We start from the raw sequence: 18,008 nt of genomic DNA on the forward strand, positions 1-18,008 counted from the left end.
CCGCGCCTCCGACAGGACGCGCTAAGGACGCTCTATCAATTTAAAACTGCGCAAAATCCTTTCCGACACTCGATTCGATTGTCGGGGTTATGCGCTGGCGGCATTTGCCGCGTGAGGTTGAGGTAGGAACCGATTTAGGCTTTTCAAAGCCTTTCGCGGTTACAATTCAGTAAGGCTTGCAGAACGGCGCGCTGCTTCTTATGGATATCTCCATCGCTTCGGTGCCTTGTGTTTTTCCCGCATTGTTTTAGGCATTGAGTCGCACTATGTGCGAGGAACCCGAATTCATCTCCAAGAGGTTCGAATGAACGACGAAGACCAGGACGACAAGACGAAGGAACTGCCGCTCGGCAAGGAAACGGAGGCGAATCTTTTCAAGTCGCGTTCGATCTTCATCTACGGACCGATCAATCAGGAATTGGCGCAGAAGGTCTGCTCGCAGCTCGTGGCGCTTGCCGCGGCCAGCGACGAGGACATCCGCATCTATGTCAATTCGCCCGGCGGCCACGTCGAATCCGGCGATTCCATCCATGACATGATCAAGTTCATCAAGCCAAAGGTCTGGATGATCGGCACCGGTTGGGTCGCCTCCGCCGGCGCGCTGATCTATGTCGCCACTCCGAAGGAGCGGCGCCTGTGCCTGCCGAACACGCGCTTCCTGCTGCATCAGCCCTCCGGCGGCACGCGCGGCATGGCATCCGACATCGAAATCCAGGCGCGCGAAATCATCAAGATGAACGAGCGCCTGAACAGGATCATGGCAGAGGCTACCGGCCAGCCGCTTGACAAGATCGACAAGGATACGGATCGCGACTATTGGCTTTCGGCCGAAGAGGCGAAGGACTATGGCCTCGTTTCACGGATCGTGACGTCGCAAGCCGAGATCTAAGTTTTTCTCAGCCAAGGCTGCCGAGAACCCGCCCTTGCCTGCCGATCGCAGGCGAGGGCGCTTTGTTTTCGGATAAGGCTTGAACGGAGATGGTCTCCTATCGACAAGGTCTGAACGGAAAGCACAGAATCCGAACTTGCGCCTGCGGCAACCATCATGCTCCATGCGCCATTCCAGCAGCCCACGAGTCCTGCCATGCTCAAAGATTTTTCCGTCCAGGCCCTGTTCATGGGGCTGCTGACTGCCTTCGTCGGTTCTGCCAGCTCCTTCGCCGTCGTGCTGCACGGGCTGCAGGCGGTCGGCGCCACTGACGTACAGGCGGCTTCGGGGCTGATGGCATTGTCGATCTCCATGGGCATCTGCGCGATCGTGCTGAGTGCTGTGACCCGATTGCCGGTCAGCATCGCCTGGTCGACACCGGGTGCCGCGCTGCTGGCAAGCACCGGGGCGATCGAGGGCGGCTTCAATGCGGCGGTCGGAGCATTCCTGATCTGTGCTGCGCTGATTATCGTTGCGGGACTGTTCAAGCCGCTCGGGCGAGCGGTTGCCGCCATTCCGGCGCCACTCGCCAATGCGATGCTTGCCGGCGTGCTGATCGGCCTGTGTTTCGCGCCGGTTAAGGCGATCGGCTTCAATCCGCTGTTCGGCCTGCCGATCGTCGTCGCCTGGATCGTCGTCGGCGCCTTCAAGCGGCTCTGGGCGGTGCCGGCAGCACTCGCGGCTTTCGTGCTGGTGCTCGCCTTCGGCGTCGATATCCCTGACGGTGCGCTCGGTTCGTTGGAACAGTCACTGGTGCCGACGGCGGAGATCGTCCGGCCGGTGTTTAATCTTGCCGGCCTCATCTCGATCGCGTTGCCGCTCTTCATCGTCACCATGGCCTCGCAGAACATTCCGGGTATCGCGGTGCTGAAGGTCAATCACTACGATCCAAAGCCCGGTCCGCTCTTTGCCGTCACCGGCTTCTTCTCGCTGCTCTCGGCGCCGTTCGGCGGCCACGCCGTCAATCTGGCGGCCATTACCGCGGCGATGTGCGCCGGACAGGATGCCCATGCCGATCCGAAGCGGCGCTATTGGGCGTCACTGATCGCCGGCGTCGGTTATATCATCCTCGGGTTGCTCGCCGGCGCGGTGACGGCCTTCGTCGCGCTCGCGCCTTCCATCCTGATCGAGGCAGTGGCGGGGCTGGCGCTGGTCGGCGCCTTCTCGTCCTCGGCAATGTCGGCCTTCCAGGCGCCGGACTCGCGCGAGGCGGCGGCAATCACCTTCCTCGTCACCGCCTCCGGCGTTTCCTTCGGTGGTATTTCCGGCGCCTTCTGGGGCCTGATCGCCGGTGGGCTGATGCTTGCGCTGTCGCGGCTGGTGAAGATTTGGAAAGACCGAGCTCAGTCGAGGTAGCGGAAGGTCGTTCTGCTCTCCAAATGCCGGAACGCTTTCAGGCAACTCCGCCGGCAATAGGCTGGCAGTTCGTCGACCGTTGGCGACGACCAAAAACCGGGCAAGGACTTGCCAGCGTCACCGCCCGAGGTTATAAGCACGGTCATGAAGACCACTGGCGCCAGAATTTCTGACACGATTGCACGCGGCCGCATCGCCCTGCGTGACGTCTCGCGCGCCCTGACCTCGCTTCTTCTCCTCGGCCTTACGCGCGGTTGCCGGGTCCTTTGAGGAGCGCCCGGCGGCCGAAAGCCCGCCCGGCCATCGCTCCTCGCGACTCACTTTCAAAATTGACCTAACGACCGACAAGGTCCGCATTTGTTTATCGCCAAGCCCGACGTGATCGGCTAAGAGCGGGCAAATGCCGGGACGAGGAGACGATACGATGGACGCGAAGACGCAATCCCCCCGAGATAAGATGGCCTCCAAGAGCGAGATGAGCCCCGCAAAAGGCATGCCCGACGCCGCGGTGAAATACCGGGCCTATCCGCAGGTGAACATTCCCGACCGCACATGGCCGACAAAGACCATTACCAAGGCACCGGTCTGGTGCTCGGTCGACCTGCGCGACGGCAACCAGGCGCTCGTCGACCCGATGGGCCACGATCGCAAGGCGCGGATGTTCCACCTGCTGATCGAGATGGGCTTCAAGGAAATCGAGATAGGTTTCCCCTCGGCTTCGCAGACCGATTTCGACTTTGCCCGCTGGTGCGTGGAGGAGGGCAATGTCCCCGACGACGTCTCCCTGCAGGTATTGGTACAGTGCCGCCCGGAACTCATCACCCGCACCTTCGAAGCGCTGGAAGGCGCAAACCGGCCGATCGTGCACTTCTACAACTCCACCAGCGAGTTGCAGCGCCGCGTCGTCTTCGCCAAGGATGTGCAGGGCATCAAGCAGATCGCCGTCGATGCCGCCAAGATGATCACCGATATGGCCACGAAGGCCGGCGGCGGTTACCGTTTCGAATATTCCCCGGAGAGCTTTACCGGCACCGAACTCGATGTGGCGCTGGAGATCTGCAATGCCGTCATCGAGGTCGTCAAGCCGACGCCCGATAACAAGCTGATCATCAACCTGCCGTCCACCGTCGAGATGGCGACGCCGAACGTCTATGCCGACCAGATCGAATGGATGTGCCGCAACCTCGGCAATCGCGAGAACCTGATCGTTTCGCTGCATCCGCATAACGACCGCGGCACCGGCATTGCCGCTGCCGAACTGGCACTGCTGGCAGGTGCCGACCGCGTCGAAGGCACGCTGTTCGGCAATGGGGAGCGTACCGGCAATGTCGACATGGTGACGATGGCACTGAACATGTTCACGCAAGGCGTCGATCCCGAGATCGATTGCTCGAATATCGAGCGCATCAAGGAAGTGTTCGAATATTCGAACCAGATGGCGATCGGCGAGCGTCATCCTTACGTCGGCGAACTGGTCTATACGGCCTTCTCCGGCTCGCATCAGGATGCGATCAACAAGGGTATGAAGGCAGCACAGGTCGCCAACCATCCGGTGTGGGAGGTCCCGTACCTTCCGATCGATCCGCGCGATGTCGGTCGTTCCTACGAGGCGATCATCCGCATCAACTCTCAATCCGGCAAGGGCGGCATCGCCTATATCCTGCAGCAGGATTACGGGCTGAACCTGCCGCGTAACCTGCAGGTGGAATTCCGCGAGGATATCCAGCGCATCACCGACGTAGAGGGCAAGGAGCTTCCGTCCCGGCGCATCTACGACCGCTTCATCGAGCGCTACGTGACGCAGCCGGAAGGGCGGCTGCGCTTCGTCGACCATCACACCTATCCCGACACTGAGCACAAGGGTCAGCGGATCGTCGCAGCCGAGATTACCGACAATGGGGAGATCAAGCGCATCGAAGGGCGCGGCAACGGTCCGATCGACGGCTTCATCAACGCGCTGTCGCATTATCTCGGCATCGAGATGTCGGTCGAGGACTATTCCGAGCATTCGCTCCAGCATGGCTCGAACGCGGCGGCGATCTCCTATGTCGAGACCTCCTATCCCGGCGGCAAACTCTTCGGCGCCGGCATCAATACCAACATCGTCGCGGCATCGCTGGAAGCGATCGTCTCGGCCGCCAACCGTGTGCTCGACGTGAAGGCCGGCAAGGCCTGATCTTAAAAGGACTTAGGCCGCGAGCGCACTACTGCACAATTCCTTAAACCGGAATCGATTTAAGGATAAAATTATGCAGTAATTCAAAGTGTTACAGCGCCTTATGCGCGTCTGAAAGGAGGCGCGGTGCTGTAGCGCGGCGCGGCCTGACGATGCAGTCGGCGATTTTGTCGGCTTCGTTTCGCGTTTCGGCGTGGCGTTGGCCCCATTGGCAGAGCGCCAGCAGCACCGGTTCGAGCTGGAGGCCGAGTTCGGTCGCGTTGTATTCGACGCGAGCAGGGACTTCGGCGAAGATCTGGCGGGCGACCAGCCCGTGCTCCTCCATCTCGCGCAGCTGCTGGATCAGAACCTTCTGGGTAATGGCGGGCATCATCCGCTTCAACTCCGACAGACGCTTCGGACCGGAGAAGACGTAATAGAGGATAACCGGCTTCCAGCGCCCCGAGATCACCTTCAGTGCGCGCTCGACCGGCAGTTCGGGGAGTCTTTTCATCGGCTCAGCCATGGTCACCTCCTGGTGGGTAGGGCACGAAAGAGTTTGTATTTTCATCTGATATTCTATTGCTAAACCTGCCCCACGCCAATCAGACGTGAGGTTCACCTGCCATGAAAGCCGTCCAATTTACTCGCTTCGGTCCGCCCGATGTCCTCGAGGTCGTAGAGCTGCCGGTTCCCGAGCCGGGGCCGGGGGAGGTTCTCGTCCGCGTCCATGCGGCGGGCGTCAACTTCTTCGAGGTGTTGATGCGGGCCGACCGCTACGCCGCAACGCCCGACCTGCCGATGTTTCCCGGTGTCGAGGTCGCGGGTACGATCGAGCGAGCAGGGCCTGGTGGCGACCGCTCGCTCATTGGCATGCGGGTTGCCGTTCCTCTCTTTACGATCGGGGCCGGTTCGGGCGGCTATGCCGAATTCGTCACGGTCGACGGCGGGGCGGTGGTGCAGCTGCCGGATGCGATTTCTTTCGCGGCGGCTGCCGGGCTGATGGTGCAGGGACTGACAGCGCTGCATCTGCTGCGCCGCGGTCCCGCGAGAGGTAAGAATGTTCTCGTGAGTGCGGCAGCGGGCGGTGTCGGGTCGCTGCTTGTGCAGCTGGCGAGACGTGACGGGGCGAAGATGGTGATCGCGGCGGCGAGCAGTGACGAGAAGAGGGCGCTTTCCCTGTCTCTCGGCGCCGATCATGCGGTCGATTATACGGCGCCTGCCTGGCAGGAGGACATCAAGAGGCTGACCGGAGGGCTCGGTGCGGATATCATCTATGAGACGGTCGGCGGTGCGTTTTCAAGGGCGGCGCTCGATGCGCTGGCGCCTTGCGGCGAGCTGGTGCTGGTGGCGATGGGGCGGTTCGGGCTTGAGGCGGCCGATATCGAGCGCATGCTTGGTGACAATCAGTCAATCAAGGGATTTTCGCTGTTGCCGCTGGTGACGTCCCAGGGTGTGCGGGAGGATCTTGCCGAACTCTTCGAGTTTGCCGCGGCGGGCGCCCTGACGGTTATCGACGGCGGTCGTTTCCAACTGCATCAAGCGGCGGAAGCGCATCGCGCCATCGAAGGGCGGAGGGCGGTCGGCAAGGTGGTGCTGGTGCCTTAAATCAAACAGGGCGAGCACGACGTGGCGCCGCTCGACGTCATGCTCCGTCAATCAGATCGCCGTGGCGATCTCCATGGCGAGCTGTCCGAGGGTTGCTTCGGCGGAGGGGCCGGCAAGCACATAGGAGGTGCCGGCATTGTGCCAGGTCACGAGGCCGATCTCGTCCTTGATCGTTTCCTTGAAGTCGTCGGTCTCGGGCGGCTGCGCGTCCTTGCGGAAACAGATGGAGATAACGTCGCCGTCGGCGTTGGAATAAACGAGCTGCCCGACAGGGCGGCTGTCGCCGAGGATGACACGCGCGCCTTGGAAGGTCCAGGCTTCGGCGCTGAGATCAGGCACGCGGAAGGGCACGCCGATCGCGGTTGTCAGCCAGCTGGAGATTTCCTCGGCCTGCGAGGCGGGCACTTCGACGAGATGGCGGGGCTGGCGGATCAGCAGGCGCTGATAAGCGGTGACGTCGCCCAGCCAATCGTTGGTATTGGTCGGTGCCGTATTGGTGGTGGCCATGGTGACGATCTCGTCGGCATCGGGGCCCGCTCCGACGAAATAGCCGATGCCGCATCCGACGACGAAGAGGATGAGGGCGGCGGCCAGCGCCTGCGGGCCGCTCGGCGCCAGTTTCACATGCGGACGCATGGCGCGCTGGGCGATCGGCGTTTTCGGCGGCTGTGTGCTCTTGATGGAGCGGACGAGGGCGAGCGGCACCGGCTCCTTCAGGATATCGTCGAGGCGGCGGCGGCCAAAATCGGCACCGTGACGTAGCTTCTCATGCAGCCGGCGCGCATTCTCGTCACTTGCCAGATGCTGTTCCAGTTCGTGCCGCTGTTCGGGCGAGACTTCGCCGTCGAGAAGGGCGGTGAGCTGGGCCTCGAGCGGCAATTTCCTAAAATCGAGCAAATTCAGTACCTGTGGATCGGGTGAGTGCCGGCAAGCCCGGCGAAATGCAGCCTCGCGATGGCGAGCTGAGAGACGACGTTTGCCACCGGAATGCCCATGATGTCGGCCGCCTGCTGGTAGCTGTGGCCTTCGACGTCGACGAGCAGGAACATGCTGGAAACGCCATCCGGCATATCGGAAATTATGTGATGGATGGTGTCGGGATCGACCGCAGCCGAGCGTTCGCGCGCGGCCTCGCGAATATCGGTGACGTTGCCGCGGACGGAAGCCTTCGGCTTGCGCTTGCGGTTGTCGTCGGTCCATTGCTGGCGGGCAAGCGTGTAAATCCAGCTTTCCAGCCGGCCTTCGCCGCTCCATTGATGACCTTTGGAAATGGCGCGCTGACAGACGGCCTGAACGAGTTCATCAGCCACGGCAACCTCACCCGCGAGCGTGATCGCGAAGCGGCGAAGGCGGGGCAGGAGGCCGACGAGATCACGCCGGAGATCGATGGTCGTTGCGGGCTGACGCATTGTCTATCCAAAAAGCATTCACAATGGTTTCGCGGACGAAGGGTTCGCCGTCGGGCGCGAAACCGACTTTATCGACGCCGTCGATGCATGTGCTTTATGAAACAAGTCTCCTGCACTTCGCAAGCATCCGGTCGTCTTCATCCCTCTTTCCCAAGGGATTTTCGTATTGTGGTCCATAAAGCTTGCGTCAATATGTCTTGTAGCCGTTCAAACTTTGCAGCAGGGAGCGATAGGCCCAGGTGCCTTCGCCGCCGCGATCACGGATTTCAACAAGCTGGACACGGGCGCCCTGGATGTCTCCCTGTTCCACCAGCGCCATGCCCATATAGGAGCGGGCGAGGATATAATTCTCATCCGCCTGCAGCGCCTTGCGGTAGTAGGACATGCCGAGCTCCATGCGGCCGGCCTTGCGGTTGGCGTAGCCGAGATAGTTCAGGACGCGCGGGTCGTTCTGGTTGCGAGCGAGATTGAGTACCGTGATTGCGTTGTCATACTGCCCGGCATAGGCAAACTCGCGGGCGAACTGATAGAGATCGTCATCGTTGAAGCTGCTCTTCTTCGGATTGACACATTCCTTCCTGGCCTTGTCCCAGACCTTGCCGCCGGTGCAGGTCTTGGTCGTCTGGGTCTTCGGCGGCGGATTGGTATCATCGTTGCTGTCGCCGGCCGCAAAAGCGGCCGTTGCGATGCCAAAGGCAAAGCCGGCGGCGAGCGAAAGTCTGGACAGGTAACGGAAAGAAGAAGTCATCGGCGCGCTCCATTCTCAGGCAATGCAGTTGCTCGGATTGTACGCTTACCACTAAAAATACCAAGAGGGTAAGCAACCTCCATGGCAAATGTTGCGACGGTGGCCCGATGTCCTCGCAGATCGATTCAAGTGCTGCATAAAAAGCGTTCAGAGGTGACGCTAAGGGGCGAAAATATCGGCACTTTCCGGCATCACCGCGTCGCCGGCCCGGTTGATGCTGAAGCGCTCGCCGCTGAGCTCCCAGGCGCCGGGGGAGCCGTCGATGGAGAAGAGGTTGTAGGCGGCGGGCGGCTTGACGCTACCCGGTCCCTGCGAGGCTGAGGCAATGCCGACGACCGGCACCGGCTGCACCTGGCCGCGCAGCCAATGCAGCGTGTTCAGGTGCGTGTGGCCGTGCAGCACGAGTTCGGCGCCGCCCGTCGAAATCACGGCGGCGAAGCGGCGGATGCCGATCATCCGTTTGTAAAAGGCCGTGGCGCCGCGGATTGGCGGATGATGGATCATGACAACGCGGAAGAGCCCGGCTTCCCCAGCCGCGCGCAACATGTTGACAGTATCGCGGGCCTGTCGCGCGCCGAAAAAGCCTGAGGCGGCGAAGGGAGGAGTGGCGACCGCCGTCGAACAGCCGACAATCCCGACTTTGCCGCGAACACGCAGATAGGGGAAGATATGGCGGTCGTCCTGCCATTGCGGCGGAGCCAGATCGCCGCGGACATAATCATACCAGGCGCGCATCGACTTCTCATAGGCGCCTGGTACATAGGCGTCATGATTGCCGGGAACGACTGACGTGTTCGCGGGATCGCCGAACGCGCGCAGCCACGCAGCCGCGGCGCGAATCTCAATGCCGCTCGCCAGATTGACGAGGTCGCCGGTGACGGCCAAGTGATCGGCCTGGTGGGCGCGGATGTCGTCGAGCAGCAGATCCAACGTGCTGCCGAAAAGGTGCTTGCGTCGATTTCGATGCCAGTTCACAAAGCCTGTTATGCGTTTTGAAAACAGCTCTTGAATGGAAAGACTGGGCAGCGGCCCGAGGTGGACGTCGGAGATATGCGCGAGCTTGAACATGTTACGAGACATAGACCAGCTTATTGACAAATCAAACACATCGGGCGCGATGAAGAGCTGAAACGGAGTGATAGTGGATAACGAGAACCGGCCCGTTCACATGAGGCTGACATTGCGCCTGCTGCATGTCTATTTCAGTTTCGTCCGCAGCATGACCGTGGGCGTGCGGGCCGCTTGTTTCGATGCAGACGGACGCATCTTTCTCGTGCGCCACAGCTATGTCGGCGGCTGGCATATGCCAGGCGGCGGGCTGGAGCGCAACGAGACGGTCGAGGAAGCGCTTGCCAAGGAATTGCGCGAGGAGGGCAACCTTAGGATCATCGGCAAGCCGCAGCTGATCCAAGTCTATTTCAATACCACGACCACAAGGCGCGACCATGTCGTCTTCTACCGGGCGACCGTCGAGCAGACGGCGCCGCGGCCGCCGGACTGGGAGATATCCGACAGCGGCTTCTTTTCCCTCGACAGTCTGCCCGAGGGCACGACCAAGGCGACGTATCGCCGTCTCGCGGAGCTTCGCGGCGAGCGGGAGCCCGATCACCGCTGGTGAACCTCAGGCGGCGGCAAGCGACTGCATAATTTCTTAAATCGGAATCGATTTAGGGATAAAAGTATGCAGCAATTCAAAGTGTTACAGCGTCCTTTGCACGTCTAAAAAGGCGCGCGGCGCTGTAGTACGGCCATGCGGACTATCGAGATCGAGCGCCGGGCCGACGGGAACGATGCCGGTCGGATTGATCGTCTTGTGGCTGCGATAATAGTGCTGCTTGATGTGGTTGAGGTTCACCGTCTCGGCAACGCCTGCGGATTGATACAGGTCTCGCAGATAGCCGGGCAGGTTGCGGTAGTCGGCGATGCGGCGGATGTTGCACTTGAAATGGCCGACATAGACGGCGTCGAAGCGCACCAACGTGGTGAACAGGCGCCAGTCAGCCTCGGTCTGGCGGTTGCCGAAGAGGTAGCGGCCCTTGCCGAGGCGCTCATCGAGCATGTCGAGCGTTTCGAACAGCTTGCCGACGTTTTCTTCATAGGCTTGCTGGGTGGTGGCAAAGCCCGCCTTGTAGACGCCGTTGTTGACGGTGTCGTAGACGGTGGCGTTCAGCGCATCGATTTCGGAGCGAAGGTCCTCGGGATAATAATCGGCTGTCGAGCCGGTCAACCCATCGAAGGCGCTGTTGAACATGCGGATGATCTCGGCGGATTCGTTGCTGACAATCGTGCCGGTCTTCTTGTCCCAGAGGACGGGAACGGTGACGCGGCCGGAATAGTGCGGATCGGCCCTGACATAGATCTGCCAGAGCGTGGTGGCGTCGAAGAGGTGGTCGCCGGTGGCACCTTCGCCGACCTTGAACTCCCAGCCGTTTTCGACCATCAGCGGATCGACGACCGAGACCGAGATCAGCTCTTCGAGCTTCTTCAGCTTGCGGAAGATCAGCGTGCGGTGCGCCCAGGGGCAGGCGAGCGAGACATAGAGATGGTAACGCCCGGCCCCGGCCTTGAAGCCGCCGTTGCCGGTAGGGCCGGCCTCACCGTCCGATGTCACCCAGTTGCGGAACTGCGAGGGCTGCCGCTTGAAATGGCCCTTGTTCTCCTTCGTGTCGTACCAGACGTCATGCCAGACGCCATCCACCAGCATTCCCATGGTCTTCATTCCCTTGATTGCGTGTTGGAACGGAAGATATCGCAGATGGCAGGGCTTTACAGGCGACAAAGATTGAACAGTGCGTCACGTCGCGCATTTTGCGTTGGACGGCGGAAATTTTTCCTGCTATCGGCGTTTTCACGATTTTCGGACCTGTGCCTGATGTTCATTTCCAGAAACCCGCGACGACGCTGATGCTCCCGAACGCCCAAGGCGTGTTCGAGACCCATCAATCTGTCCATCCGGTTTCTGTCATCATGTACAAGCACGATCTCGTCTACCTCACTGAAGACGCGTCTCATGACGCCGCCATCGAACACATCAACGAAGAAGCCTTCGGTCCGGGCCGCTTCACGCGCGCTGCCGCGCGCATCCGTGAGCAGGGGCCGCACGATCTGTCGCTCTCCTTCATCTGCACTGATAACGGTGAGACGATCGCCTCCGTGCGTATGACGCCGGTACTGGCCGGCACGGTGAAGGGCCATCTGCTCGGCCCGCTCGCCGTCCGCCCCTCCCACAAGAACAAGGGCATCGGCCGGGAACTGGTGCGGATCGCGGTGGAGGCGGCAAGGCGCAAGGGCTCGGAAGCCGTCATCCTCGTCGGCGACTCGCCCTATTACGGCCCGCTCGGTTTCGAGAAGGTCGCCTACAATGCACTTTCTTTTCCAGGCCCGGTCGATCCTGGCCGTGTGCTTGTCGTTCCGATTGCCGAGGGCGTGCAGGCGCGGCTGAAGGGCACGATCGCCTGGCGTGAATGATTTAGAGCGCCGTGCGTCCTTTCGGACGCAAAGGACGCTCTAACTCTTTCAATCCTCGCATCGTGCTTTCCGAAAATCGATTCCGATTTTCGGGCCGATCCGCTAGAGGCTTTTCCGGAGAAAGCTGCGCGTGCGGGCTTCCGGGAAATCCTCAAGCTCCCCGAAGACCTCATAACCCTGGCGCAGATAGGCGCGCAGAGCCTGCGGGCTGAACGTGTCGATCCAGGCGCCGCGGCATCCCCGGGCTCTCGCCTCTTCTTCCGCCTTTGCGAGGATATTGCCTGATATACCCGTGCCGCGCAGTGTATCGGGAATGTAGAGCATCTGGGTGAAAAGCCAGCCCCAGGCGGTAAAGCCGGAAAGACCGCCCATCACCTTGCCGTCGGTATCGCGGATGAGGACCGCAAGCGGCCGGCGATCCGAGGGGCCGACATCGCTATCGTTGAAGGCCGAGAGCGCGTCGGTGATCACTGCCAGTTCCTCCGGTGAGGGCGAGGCGGTGAGCTCGAATTCCGGCATGAGACTAGCGCCCTTCGCGCCACCACATGGCGCCAAAGGCGAGCAGCAGGATGCCGACACCGGCGAAACCGGCAAAGAGCGGCAGCGTGTTGATGCCCTTCAAGACGGTCTCGCTGGTCATGCGGATCATCATGCGATCGTTGTCGGAGACGCGCACCTGACCGCGCACCGGCAGGATCGGCGGCACGGAGATCGCGCCATTTGCATTGGAGACGCGGGCGACGAGACCCTTGCTTCTGTCGGCGACCGGCTGCAGCACATCGGTCGTCGAGATCATCGCCTTGAATTCCGGTGCGTCGACGGCGCCGATATGGACAAGCGTCGACAGCTTGCCGTTGCGGATTTCGAAGAGGCCGATTTCGTCCATCCTCTTCTCGGCCTTGTAGAGGCCCGGTTCGGACTGGGTAAGCGGCAGGGTTTCGGTCTTGCCGGAGGGATACCGCACGGTGGCGTTGCCGGGGTTGTCGCCGATCGTCTGACGCGTGACCTCAAGGGTACGGCCGGAGGCGCGCGCCGTAAGCGCTTCTTCCTCGAGCGCCGGCTCCTTCATCAGCCAATGGGCGATACGGCGATAGAGCGAAACGTTCGGACCGCCGCCTTCGAAGCCGCGCGCCCAGAGCCAGCCCTGATCGGAAAGCAGCATCGCGACGCGGCCCTGGCCGGCGCGATTCAGCACCAGCAGCGGGTGATTGTCGGCACCGAGCATGATCGTCTCGCCCTGCGGCCGGTCGACATCGACGCTGCGGAACCAGCGGCCCCAATGCGGCGGGTCCTCGCCCGACCCGTCAAGGCCGCGCGTGACGGGATGTTTGCGGCCTTCCTCGGAGAGGCGGGGATAGAAGGCCTTTTCGATCATCTCTCCGGTGGGCGTTGCCGGCAGGACCGAGGAAAGCGGCGTCAGTGCAATGGAATCGGGGCCAGCGTGCTCGGGACCGGCGGCGATCAGCAGCGCGCCGCCGTTGTCGACATATTGCGCGATGTAGTCGTAATAGAGCAGCGGCAGCACGCCGCGGTGTTGGTAGCGATCAAAGATGATCAGGTCGAAATCCTTGATCTTGTCGACGAAGAGCTCACGCGTCGGGAAGGCGATCAGCGACAGCTCGTTGATCGGCGTGCCGTCCTGTTTTTCCGGCGGACGCAGGATGGTGAAGTGGACGAGATCGACCGACGCATCGGATTTCAGCAGGTTGCGCCAGGCGCGCTCACCGGCATGCGGCTCGCCGGAAACGAGCAGGACGCGGAGATTCTGGCGGATGCCGTCGATGACGTGGACGGCACGGTTGTTGGCGGTGGTGACTTCGCCGGGAAGGGCTGCGACCGAGAATTCGAGCACATTGCTGCCGCCACCCGGCACCTTGAAGGAGAAGGGCGTATCCTGCCCGGGTGTCGCCTGCAGGGTGGCGATCTCGTCACCATTCAGCTTCACCGTGACATCGGCCGTGCCGCCGGGGCTCGGGCCATCGTCGAAGACGCGCAAGATCACCTGCTGCTCTTCGTTGACGATGCCGAAGCGCGGCCCCTTGATGACTTCGATGCGGCGATCGTATTCGTTGGCCTTGCCGGTTACGAGGCCATGGATCGGCGCGTCGAAACCGAGCGCCTGATTGGCGGCCGGAACATCATGGACTTCACCGTCGGTCAGCATGATGGCGCCGCCGATACGGGCGGGCGGGACATCGGCAATGTTGGCCGACAGCGCGTCGAACAGGCGCGTGGACGGCACGTCGGAATTGACGTCGCCTTCGACATCGACGAAGCGGGGTTCTATCTGGGGGAAGCGGGCGAGCTGTCCTTTGAGGGCAGCAAGCGCATCGTCGGTCATCTTGACGCGATCGGGCGTCTGCTGGCTCTGGCTTCGATCGACAAGAACGGGGACGATCGTCGACAACTGATCTCTGTCCTCCTGCAGGAGCACAGGATTGGCAAGCGCGGCCAGCATGGCGAGTACTGCCAGCGTTCTGATCCAGGCGCCGCGGATGCCGCGCCAGATCGCGAAGACGGCGATGATCGTGCTGACAGCAGCCAGTGCGGCCAGAACCGACCAAGGCAGGAAGGGCGAAAAGTCGAACGTCATCTCATTGTCCTAACCGTTCGAGGAGGTCGGGAACATGGACCTGGTCGGTCTTGTAGTTGCCGGTCAGCATATACATCATGATGTTGACACCGGAACGGTAGGCATATTCGCGCTGCGTTTCATCCGACGGCACGGTCGGCAGTATCGGTACGCCGTTGTCGTCGATCGCCCAAGCGCCGGCGAAATCATTGCCGGTGATCAGAATCGGCGAAACGCCGTCGGCTGTCGCCGCCGATTTTTCGCTCGGCCCCTGACCGCCCTGCCGGGACTCGATCCAGAGGGGGCTGCCGGTATAACGACCGGGAAAGCTCGACAGGAGGTAGAAGGACTTCGTCAGCACATGGTCTGATGGTACCGGTTCGAGCGCCGGAATATCGAGATTGGCGAGGATTGCCTGCAGCCTCTCACCGTTGGCGCTGACATTGCCGCCATTGTCCAATGCGCTGATCTGATCGCGCGTATCGAAAAGCACGGTGCCGCCATTGCGCATATAGGCGTCAATACGGCTGATCGCCGCCGTCGACGGCATCGGCGCCGTCGCCGAAACCGGCCAATAGATGATCGGATAGAAGGAGAGCTCGTCTTTGGTGAGGTCGATGCCCACGGGCGGTGCCGGCTCCAGCGTCGTGCGAAAAGTCAGGAACTGGGTGAGTCCCTCGAGACCGCGCTCGGATATATTGTCCACCTCCTGTTCGCCGGTAACGACATAGGCGAGGTGCGTGTTATCAAGCCTCTGCAAGATGAGGTCGTCGCCGGGCTGGGAGTCGTCGGCGTGAAGTGTGCCGGGTTGGATGAGAAAGCCGGCACCGACGGCGACCGCTATCATCGCGGCGGTGCGGACAGCCGGACGCAATCGCGAGAATGCGCCGTTCATGAAGAGGACGATCAGGCTATCGGCCAAGAGCAGCAGAAAGGCTGCGAGAAAAAGTGCCGGTTTTGCCGACCAGCTTTCGCCGCCGACCAGGCCTTCGCGCACGGCATTGGTCCCTGTTATGTCGAGCGGCGTCAGTTCGGCGTTCTCGGGCAGCACGTTCAGGGAGGTGAAACCATCCTCCGAACCGTAGAGCCCGGGCGGGTTGTCGAAATTCGCCGTCGGTTCAGCTCCGGCCTGTGGAATGAGCGGCCGCGCCGAACCCGTCTCGGAAACGAGCGTGCCCTCGGCCGTCAGCATGCGGAATGGCGGCAGGGTTTCGGAGATACGCGCATTGCCGCGCGCCTCCGATGTCACGCCGCCCGAGCGCGATATCTGCAGGAGGTGACGCAGCATGTCGACGAAAGTGCCGGAGATCGGCAGATCGGACCAGGTTGCTTCCGCGGTGACGTGAAACAGGACGATCTGGCCGGATGCGAGCTGCTTCATCGTCACGAGCGGCGTGCCGTCAGCCAGGCTCGCCCAGGTGCGTTCGGCAAGATCGGGCGTCGGTTCGGCAAGCACCTGCCGCTTGACGACGACATCGGCAGGACGCGCTATGCCGGCGAAAGGCCCGAAACTTGGAAATTCGGCAAGCGACTGCGGCTCGCTCCAGGACAAGGTACCCCCCAACGCCCGTTCTCCCTGACGCAGGATGACGGGGATCAGCGGATCGTCTGCAGGGGCTGCCGCCATGCGCGGGCCGGCAAAACGCAGGAGCATGCCGCCATTCGATATCCAACGCGTCAAAGGCTGGTAGGTTTCCTCCGGCAGCCGGCCGATATCGGCCATGATGATGATGGAGGGATTGTTGGCGAGAAGTTTTGGTATCGCGACCGAAAGATCGGAATCGGCAGGTTGGATCAGATCCGCATAGGGTTGCAGTGCCCGCTGGATATAATAGAGCGGCGAGAGCAGCGGCTGGAACTCGTCCCCTCCTTCACCTGACAGCAAGACGACGCGGCGGCGCTTGAATGCGTCGTCGAGAAGGTGGACGGCGCCTGCCGTCGCGCCATTATCGACGCTGACGCGCGCGAAATCGTTGCGCATCTCGAAGGGGGCGGTGATCGAACTCGTCGCGACGCTCTGGCCCGGGCGGAAATCCGCCCTGCCATTGGCGATCGAGCGGCCCTGGGTATCGACGGCGTTCAGTGCTACCGATGCGGCCTGTGCACTGTTGAGCCGGGTGACCTTGACGGTCATGGCATCCGCCGCATTGTTAGCCGCCGTGATCGCGACTGTCCGCGCGGCATCGCCTTCGATCAGGCGCAGATCGGCGGGCTGGAGTTCGGCGAGCCGGCGCACCGTCGCGTCGTCGGGCTTGGCGGCGGCGCCGTCGGTCAGGAAGGCGAGGGTACCGGGCTTGATGCCGTTCAGCGCGGCGCGCAGCGCCTGGAAGGCGCGTTCGCGGTCCGGCACAAGCGGTCGTGGCTCGGCGGCGCGCAGCTTGTCGCGGGCGGCAGCGGCGGTGCCGGGCACGGCATCGTTGGTCGGATCGGCGGTGAAGGCGATCGACACAGGCGTGCCGGCGGATTCGGCATCGTCTATCAATGCGTCGGCGGTCTGGATGCGGCGCTCCCAGTCGGGTGCCGCCGCCCAGCTGTTGTCGACGAAGAGGACGAGCGGGCCACCAGATGCGAGCGAACTGGTGCGCGGATTGAAAACCGGATCGGCGATCGCAAGGATGATGGCGGCGGCGAGCAGCATGCGCAGCAGCGTCAGCCACCACGGGCTTTGCGCCGGCGTCTCCTCGCGCTTCAGCACGGAGGCGAGGATCTTCAGCGGCGGGAAGACTTCGGCCTTTGGACGTGGCGGCGTCAGCCGGAGCAGCCACCAGATAACCGGCAAGGCAAGGAGCGCGCCGAGAATGGCGGGATAGGCAAAAGCGAAGGGAAGGGCGTTCATAGCTGCCCTCCATGCGTAGCCTTGGCCGGCATGCCGGACAGATACATGTGCACCGCGACCAGTGCCTCCGAAGCAAGACGATCGGTGCGGTGGGTTGCGAAGGTCCAGCCGAGATGGCGCAGCGACTGGCCGAGGCTGTCCCTGCGGGCGAGATAGGCGTTGCGATAGGCCTCGCGGATGTGTTCGGCCCGCCCGGAGATAAGCTTGGCGCCGCTCTCCGGATCTGTGAATTCGGTGCGGCCGCTATAGGGGAATATCTCTTCGGCGGGATCTGATATCTCCACCACGTGGCCGCGCAGGCCGCGGCGGGCAAGCGGGCCGAGCCGTTCCATGATTGCCGGCGCATCGTCGAGGAAATCGCCGATGAGGACGAGGTCGCTCCAGCCGCGGATCATCGCCGTTTCCGGCAGGCCGCCGGTCAGCGGTGTGTGCATCAGAGCGGCTGCGAGGCGTTCTGCGGCGTTGCGGGCGGAAGCGGGTTCCATGATGCCGGGGCAGCCGATGCGCTCGCCGGAGCGGGCGAGGATTTCGGCAAGCGCCAGCATGATGACCAGCGCGCGGCTTTCCTTGGAGACGCTGCCATAGCTCGACTTGTACATCATCGAGGGCGACATGTCGCACCAGAGCCAGATGGTGTGCGCGGCCTCCCACTCGCGCTCGCGCACGTAGGTATGGTCGTCGCGGGCGGAGCGGCGCCAATCGATGCGTGACAGGCTCTCGCCCTCGGCATAGGGGCGAAACTGCCAGAAATTCTCGCCGATGCCGCGCTTGCGGCGGCCATGCCAGCCGGCGATCACGGTGTTGGCGATACGCTTGGCTTCCACCAGGCAGTCCGGCACCAGGGCGGCCCGCTGCCTGGCGCGGGAAAGGGCATCACTGCCGGGTGTCGGATTGACGATCTGTCCGATAGATGCCACGCGTCCGGCTT

General features: G+C 62.3%; 16 protein-coding genes. 6 read left to right on the forward strand and 10 right to left on the reverse strand.

The window, feature by feature from the left end:
- Nucleotides 1-304: 304 nt before the first annotated feature.
- The 3 genes from HFO99_RS26225 (at nucleotide 305) to leuA (ending at nucleotide 4,460) form a co-directional block, all read left to right on the forward strand.
- A complete protein-coding gene (locus HFO99_RS26225) occupies nucleotides 305-889 on the forward strand; it encodes an ATP-dependent Clp protease proteolytic subunit (RefSeq protein ID WP_064247843.1) in 585 nt (194 codons plus the stop codon).
- A gap of 195 nt (nucleotides 890-1,084) precedes the next feature.
- Complete coding sequence (locus HFO99_RS26230) at nucleotides 1,085-2,284, forward strand: benzoate/H(+) symporter BenE family transporter (protein WP_222364557.1); 1,200 nt, start codon at nucleotides 1,085-1,087, stop codon at nucleotides 2,282-2,284.
- A gap of 424 nt (nucleotides 2,285-2,708) precedes the next feature.
- Nucleotides 2,709-4,460 carry a 2-isopropylmalate synthase gene (gene leuA / locus HFO99_RS26235; protein WP_222364559.1) on the forward strand — a complete coding sequence of 584 codons (1,752 nt, stop codon included), beginning with the start codon at nucleotides 2,709-2,711 and terminating at the stop codon, nucleotides 4,458-4,460.
- A 91-nt stretch (nucleotides 4,461-4,551) separates the two neighbouring features.
- On the opposite strand, the gene HFO99_RS26240 is transcribed toward leuA, so the two are convergent.
- Nucleotides 4,552-5,061, reverse strand: a complete 510-nt coding sequence (locus HFO99_RS26240) for a winged helix-turn-helix transcriptional regulator (RefSeq protein WP_222364561.1) — start codon at nucleotides 5,059-5,061, stop codon at nucleotides 4,552-4,554.
- A gap of 5 nt (nucleotides 5,062-5,066) precedes the next feature.
- On the opposite strand from HFO99_RS26240, the gene HFO99_RS26245 reads away from it, so the two are divergent.
- Nucleotides 5,067-6,047 carry a zinc-binding alcohol dehydrogenase family protein gene (locus HFO99_RS26245; protein ID WP_222364563.1) on the forward strand — a complete coding sequence of 327 codons (981 nt, stop codon included), beginning with the start codon at nucleotides 5,067-5,069 and terminating at the stop codon, nucleotides 6,045-6,047.
- Nucleotides 6,048-6,098: 51 nt separating this feature from the next.
- Here the strand turns inward: HFO99_RS26245 and HFO99_RS26250 are convergent, their stop codons facing one another.
- From HFO99_RS26250 to HFO99_RS26265, 4 genes are all read right to left on the reverse strand, one after another.
- Nucleotides 6,099-6,944 carry an anti-sigma factor family protein gene (locus tag HFO99_RS26250; protein ID WP_222364566.1) on the reverse strand — a complete coding sequence of 282 codons (846 nt, stop codon included), beginning with the start codon at nucleotides 6,942-6,944 and terminating at the stop codon, nucleotides 6,099-6,101.
- 2 nt (nucleotides 6,945-6,946) lie between these two features.
- Nucleotides 6,947-7,456, reverse strand: coding sequence for an RNA polymerase sigma factor (locus tag HFO99_RS26255; RefSeq protein WP_064247837.1), 510 nt, complete (start codon nucleotides 7,454-7,456; stop codon nucleotides 6,947-6,949).
- A 187-nt stretch (nucleotides 7,457-7,643) separates the two neighbouring features.
- Nucleotides 7,644-8,204: a tetratricopeptide repeat protein gene (locus HFO99_RS26260; RefSeq protein WP_222310515.1), complete on the reverse strand. Its 561-nt coding sequence runs from the start codon at nucleotides 8,202-8,204 to the stop codon at nucleotides 7,644-7,646.
- Nucleotides 8,205-8,363: 159 nt separating this feature from the next.
- Nucleotides 8,364-9,272: a metallophosphoesterase family protein gene (locus HFO99_RS26265; protein ID WP_222247367.1), complete on the reverse strand. Its 909-nt coding sequence runs from the start codon at nucleotides 9,270-9,272 to the stop codon at nucleotides 8,364-8,366.
- Nucleotides 9,273-9,345: 73 nt separating this feature from the next.
- Here HFO99_RS26265 and HFO99_RS26270 point away from each other — a divergent pair, with 73 nt between their 5' ends.
- The gene (locus HFO99_RS26270) at nucleotides 9,346-9,822 is read left to right on the forward strand and encodes an NUDIX domain-containing protein (protein WP_222246805.1); all 477 of its coding nucleotides are present in this window, start codon (nucleotides 9,346-9,348) and stop codon (nucleotides 9,820-9,822) included.
- A gap of 81 nt (nucleotides 9,823-9,903) precedes the next feature.
- On the opposite strand, the gene HFO99_RS26275 is transcribed toward HFO99_RS26270, so the two are convergent.
- On the reverse strand, nucleotides 9,904-10,914 hold the full coding sequence (locus HFO99_RS26275; protein ID WP_222364666.1) for a glutathione S-transferase family protein: 1,011 nt from the start codon (nucleotides 10,912-10,914) through the stop codon (nucleotides 9,904-9,906).
- 194 nt (nucleotides 10,915-11,108) lie between these two features.
- On the opposite strand from HFO99_RS26275, the gene HFO99_RS26280 reads away from it, so the two are divergent.
- A complete protein-coding gene (locus HFO99_RS26280) occupies nucleotides 11,109-11,672 on the forward strand; it encodes a GNAT family N-acetyltransferase (protein ID WP_222364665.1) in 564 nt (187 codons plus the stop codon).
- A gap of 102 nt (nucleotides 11,673-11,774) precedes the next feature.
- On the opposite strand, the gene HFO99_RS26285 is transcribed toward HFO99_RS26280, so the two are convergent.
- From HFO99_RS26285 to HFO99_RS26300, 4 genes are read right to left on the reverse strand one after another with little or no spacing between them, the layout of a single operon-like run.
- Nucleotides 11,775-12,191: a GNAT family N-acetyltransferase gene (locus tag HFO99_RS26285; protein ID WP_222246807.1), complete on the reverse strand. Its 417-nt coding sequence runs from the start codon at nucleotides 12,189-12,191 to the stop codon at nucleotides 11,775-11,777.
- A gap of 4 nt (nucleotides 12,192-12,195) precedes the next feature.
- Complete coding sequence (locus HFO99_RS26290) at nucleotides 12,196-14,265, reverse strand: hypothetical protein (protein WP_222364567.1); 2,070 nt, start codon at nucleotides 14,263-14,265, stop codon at nucleotides 12,196-12,198.
- Between the two features lies 1 nt (nucleotide 14,266).
- Nucleotides 14,267-17,080 (reverse strand): DUF4159 domain-containing protein, encoded by a 2,814-nt coding sequence (locus tag HFO99_RS26295; RefSeq protein WP_222364568.1) that lies wholly within the window; start codon nucleotides 17,078-17,080, stop codon nucleotides 14,267-14,269.
- Nucleotides 17,077-17,997: a DUF58 domain-containing protein gene (locus HFO99_RS26300; protein WP_064247831.1), complete on the reverse strand. Its 921-nt coding sequence runs from the start codon at nucleotides 17,995-17,997 to the stop codon at nucleotides 17,077-17,079. Before HFO99_RS26300 ends, HFO99_RS26295 begins: the two co-directional genes overlap by 4 nt.
- Nucleotides 17,998-18,008: the final 11 nt, after the last annotated feature.

It is taken from the genome of Rhizobium leguminosarum (assembly GCF_019798305.1).
GTDB lineage: Bacteria > Pseudomonadota > Alphaproteobacteria > Rhizobiales > Rhizobiaceae > Rhizobium > Rhizobium leguminosarum_U.

Excerpts from the sequence above, each read along its gene's own strand:
- HFO99_RS26225 (WP_064247843.1), top strand. The coding sequence starts at position 305 with ATGAACGACGAAGACCAGGACGACAAGACGAAGGAACTGCCGCTCGGC.
- HFO99_RS26230 (WP_222364557.1), top strand. The coding sequence starts at position 1,085 with ATGCTCAAAGATTTTTCCGTCCAGGCCCTGTTCATGGGGCTGCTGACT.
- leuA (WP_222364559.1), top strand. The coding sequence starts at position 2,709 with ATGGACGCGAAGACGCAATCCCCCCGAGATAAGATGGCCTCCAAGAGC.
- HFO99_RS26245 (WP_222364563.1), top strand. The coding sequence starts at position 5,067 with ATGAAAGCCGTCCAATTTACTCGCTTCGGTCCGCCCGATGTCCTCGAG.
- HFO99_RS26255 (WP_064247837.1), bottom strand. The coding sequence starts at position 7,456 with ATGCGTCAGCCCGCAACGACCATCGATCTCCGGCGTGATCTCGTCGGC.
- HFO99_RS26260 (WP_222310515.1), bottom strand. The coding sequence starts at position 8,204 with ATGACTTCTTCTTTCCGTTACCTGTCCAGACTTTCGCTCGCCGCCGGC.
- HFO99_RS26265 (WP_222247367.1), bottom strand. The coding sequence starts at position 9,272 with ATGTTCAAGCTCGCGCATATCTCCGACGTCCACCTCGGGCCGCTGCCC.
- HFO99_RS26275 (WP_222364666.1), bottom strand. The coding sequence starts at position 10,914 with ATGGGAATGCTGGTGGATGGCGTCTGGCATGACGTCTGGTACGACACG.
- HFO99_RS26280 (WP_222364665.1), top strand. The coding sequence starts at position 11,109 with ATGCTCCCGAACGCCCAAGGCGTGTTCGAGACCCATCAATCTGTCCAT.
- HFO99_RS26285 (WP_222246807.1), bottom strand. The coding sequence starts at position 12,191 with ATGCCGGAATTCGAGCTCACCGCCTCGCCCTCACCGGAGGAACTGGCA.
- HFO99_RS26290 (WP_222364567.1), bottom strand. The coding sequence starts at position 14,265 with ATGACGTTCGACTTTTCGCCCTTCCTGCCTTGGTCGGTTCTGGCCGCA.
- HFO99_RS26295 (WP_222364568.1), bottom strand. The coding sequence starts at position 17,080 with ATGAACGCCCTTCCCTTCGCTTTTGCCTATCCCGCCATTCTCGGCGCG.